2 protein-coding genes are annotated in these 2,733 nt (G+C 48.8%); both read right to left on the bottom strand.

Features of this window, described 5'->3' with window-relative positions; all coding sequences use genetic code 11:
• Positions 1 to 175: 175 nt before the first annotated feature.
• Positions 176 to 1,489: a tetratricopeptide repeat protein gene (locus AC2FNV_RS23430; RefSeq protein WP_170607615.1), complete on the bottom strand. Its 1,314-nt coding sequence runs from the start codon at positions 1,487 to 1,489 to the stop codon at positions 176 to 178.
• A 73-nt stretch (positions 1,490 to 1,562) separates the two neighbouring features.
• Positions 1,563 to 2,447: a transferrin-binding protein-like solute binding protein gene (locus AC2FNV_RS23425; RefSeq protein ID WP_170607617.1), complete on the bottom strand. Its 885-nt coding sequence runs from the start codon at positions 2,445 to 2,447 to the stop codon at positions 1,563 to 1,565.
• Positions 2,448 to 2,733 lie beyond the last annotated feature (286 nt).

Here is a 2,733-nt window from a genome sequence, read left to right as displayed (position 1 = left end):
AAGACTGCGGCCGCCGCTTCGCGCCCGGCACGCAACTCATCCGCCCCGGTTCCGATTAAAGAAATGTCTTCACCGTCGTCGAAGATAGCCATAAGCCTATCGGGGTCTTTTCTATTCCCTGACATCACGTTTGGAGGCGCCCTTCTTTAAATCCAAGTCAACGTTATTGTAAGTATCAGAATGTGTTAGTTAAGCCAATTTCAACTATGGTTTCATCATAGCTAAATGCTGCGATTCCGCTGTTTACTCTTTTGTAGTTGGCTTCGAAAAATGGTATCACCCCGTTCCCGATAATTATGTCGCGCTTCTCGATCCTAATGCGCGCACCATACTGATTTTCGTCTGGATCACCCACAAAGAGCGGATTGCTTTCCGAAAACGACTTTTTTGCAATGTAGACTTGCGGCTCTATGACTAGTCCGGCGCCCAAGTCAAATGACCCAAATGCTTCCAGACCTACAAGCCGGTAGGTGTCTATATCGCGATCTGTGGATTGACTTTCAGCAAAAACAGCCGTTCCGATCGTGCTTTTGCCCCCAAAAGAGCGACGCGCTCCAAATCTTGCGTTTAAGGAGCTACCGCTAAATGTATCATCAATCTTGTTTTCCAGCTTGAAACCAGAAATTGATCCAAAAAGTGAAAATGCATTTAAGTTCCTTGTCTCAAAACCTGCTTCCAAACCCAACCTATCTTCAAAGTGCTCATCCGCGATGTAACGAGTTGAAATTACAGGGCTTACGACGAGCGTTGTTTGCGGGAAAACAAAACGTGCTCCGCCGCGCAGACCGATAGTTATATCACGGAAGGCCTTTTCATCAGACAGGTCTCCAAATGAGAACACCTCGCCGAAGCCTATAACGGCGCGACGATCAGCGGTCGAATAGCCGTTTAAACCTTTGCGCCACAATGCTGAAATGGAATACCCAACTCCATAGGTAGAATCGCTGGGTCGGTTCAGAGTAGCCGGAACCGTAAAACCGAAAAAATCCAGATCGATTTCGTCGGTGTCGTAATTTCGCGTTGATCCGAGTCTTTTGAGGCCAAACTGAAAATTCAGTTCAAATCCACGCCGTGCGTCTATTTCGGCGATGAAAACCAATACCCTTTGACGAACAGGTTCTGGAATGTCGCCTGAAAGAACCTTAAAGAACTCAGATCGTGATCGACGCCATTGTTCGCTGAGGAAATAAGCCAGCGCCAATTCCAGACGTACGCGTGTCAGGTTTGGGTCTTCGGCCAGGATGCCTTGGTAAATGGCGATAGCTGTATTGTAGTCACCACTTCGAGTGGCAGAGAGCCCTGCTTGAAACTGGGCTTCAATTGCTGCCTGCTCAGTCGCCGATGCATCTACTTCGCAAGCGACAGCAACAAAAAATGCAATAGTACACGCAGCAAACCAGAAAAACTTCATTGCGGTTTCAAGACGGTATCGAATTAATTGACGAACTGATTGGCTCCCTTCGCGTATTAGCTCGATCAGTTGAGCCATTTTCGATTTTTCAATGCAATTAAGTTAGCCGCATCTATTTTTTACCTATCTGCCTGCTCGGCTGGCACTATACTCAGTTTCCTCCGAACGCTCCCATATGCCAAACGTCACCAGGGCCAGTGGTTGCGAAAGTACCTCCGACTTCGTTAGCTGAAGGTCCATAAAACTGTCCCTGTGCCGTACCGGCGGTACCTGCTCCCGACACCAAGGCAGTAAACTCTGACCCATTAACCGAACCTGAGCCACTAAAGTCCAATTCTGGTGCATTAGTTGTAGTTGCAGTGTTCAAGTTCACCGCTGACGTATCCGAACTACCGATTGTTGCTGTATTAAAATCAGTTGTTACGGTAACGGACGACACCGTTTGGTAAGGCTGACCATCTGAAAGACGGGCTACACCCAATCCTACACCTCTATACGTAGCTGTAGCTCCAACCGGAATGTTCGAAGCTTCTGTTTTCAAACCGTAACTTCCGGCACCCGCAGTCCCTGAGCCGGTGCCAGCTCCGGTAACCCAAGCGCCGTATGTCTGGTATTCGTAACCGGCTCTTTCTGGGTCTACATAAGTTGCTAAGTCTTGACCGTCGGCTGTTACAAAAGAGGTCACTAAAGGAGTATCTACCCTTGTGTCGCCGTTCCTAGTGTCAAATGAAACGGACGATCCTGATGCAGCCGAAGACAATGCTACCACAACACCGTTCCTCGTCGTTACGAGTGTGGTACTTGGCGACGGACCTGTTTGATCCTCAATTGTCACTCCACCCGTCGAAGGATCGGCGACATACCTTGCTGTTACCGCTTCCCCGTCTATCTCGACGGTTCCGTTTTCAGGTACGTTAGAGAATCCCGAAAACGGTATTACCGCTGGTTCCGAAGAACTATCGCTGTCCCCACATGCAGCTAATGTAGTGCATACAAGTCCTGTAGCCATAGCGCGAAGTTTTAACGGTCTGGGCATCCATTCCTCCCCAAAAGCTTCGATTTGCGCTTAACTCTGCAACCAATTCTTAAGACATCACTGATTTAAATCAACTGACTAGAATTGTCTCTTTTTGCGCATTAGACCCAAGTGTGCCCTCAATTACTCGTGTGATCAGCGTTTTCAGTCCTTTCGCCGCAAACGGCATGAGCGTCCGCTATGCAGATGGGGTGGATGGCTCCTGCTCCATCGGCGTCGCGATGCGCCATAGTGCAGGTGTCGTTATCTGCGAGAGAGGAGTCACCCCATGCAAGTTACCACGATC

This window comes from Ruegeria sp. BHSA163, assembly GCF_059613365.1.
The sequence above is the reverse complement of the archived record's forward strand: the minus strand, read 5'-3'. Positions and strand labels throughout refer to the sequence as shown.